The organism is Vreelandella alkaliphila (genome assembly GCF_016107625.1).
In the GTDB taxonomy this organism is placed as follows: Bacteria; Pseudomonadota; Gammaproteobacteria; order Pseudomonadales; family Halomonadaceae; genus Vreelandella; species Vreelandella alkaliphila.
On the sequence record NZ_JABASV010000034.1, the window covers coordinates 1 to 1,043 of the forward strand.

The window sequence follows — 1,043 nt, forward strand, 5'->3', positions numbered from 1 at the left end:
TCCACGGATAAAAACCCAAAGATTTTTGTTTTTATGTTTTGCCCTTATCCGTGTTTTTCAGTGAGTATCCGTGGCCAAAATGGATTACCCCATGAACATCTTCATCACTGGCGGTAACGGCCAAGTAGGCTTTGAACTTCAGCGCCAGTTTGCTCCTTTTGGCACTGTTCTGGCCCCGGCGCGGGATGAACTCGACCTAGCCAATGCAGATGCGGTGGATGCTTACCTAGTCAAACACCAGCCAGGGTTAATCCTTAACGCTGCTGCCTACACAGCGGTTGATAAAGCCGAAAGTGAGCCGGAACAGGCGAAGCGCTTAAACGCTGAACTGCCGATACAATTAGCCGCGTATGCAGTAAAGCAGGGCATTACGCTGGTGCACTACTCAAGCGACTACGTATACCCAGGTAGCGGCGAAACACCCTGGCAGGAAGACAGCCCCACCAGCCCGCTAAGCATCTACGGCCAAACCAAGCTGGAAGGTGACCTTGCCATTATTGAAAGCGGCTGCCAGCACCTGATATTCCGTACCAGCTGGGTATACGCCGCCCGCGGCAATAATTTCATGAAAACCATGCTGCGCCTGGGCCGTGAGCGTGAAGCGCTGAATATTGTTAATGATCAAATTGGCGCGCCTACCCCTGCACGCCTAATTGCCCAAGTGAGCGCATTGGCATTTACTCCCAATGCCTCACACCTCACCCCCCACATAACCATGGGCATCTACCACTTAGCCCCCAGGGGGGAAACCAACTGGCATGGCTTCGCCAGTGAGATTTTTAACCAAGCCCGTAAAGCAGGGGAAACGCTAGCGATTACGCCGGAAGGTACCGCAGGTATACCCACGGCAGAGTACCCAACACCCGCCAAGCGCCCACTGAATTCACGCATGGCAGTAAGCAAGCTAGAAAACGCACTTGGCATCACCATGCCCACCTGGCAAAGCCAGCTAGTATTAACGCTGAAAGAACACCTAGATAGTTTTTGAGCCACGGACGCTCACGGAATCCACGGATAAAAACCCACAGATTTTTTGTTGTTAT

Annotated in this window: 1 protein-coding gene; it reads left to right on the top strand. The window is 52.3% G+C overall.

The genetic code is table 11. The annotated features are described in order from the left end of the window. Nucleotides 1-91: 91 nt before the first annotated feature. Entirely contained in the window at nucleotides 92-988 is an 897-nt protein-coding gene (gene rfbD / locus JFC11_RS18845; protein ID WP_198350275.1) for a dTDP-4-dehydrorhamnose reductase, read from the top strand. The last annotated feature ends 55 nt before the right edge of the window (nucleotides 989-1,043 follow it).

Bases quoted from the DNA above. Each gene is read 5' to 3' on its own strand.
- rfbD (WP_198350275.1), top strand. From the start codon at position 92: ATGAACATCTTCATCACTGGCGGTAACGGCCAAGTAGGCTTTGAACTT.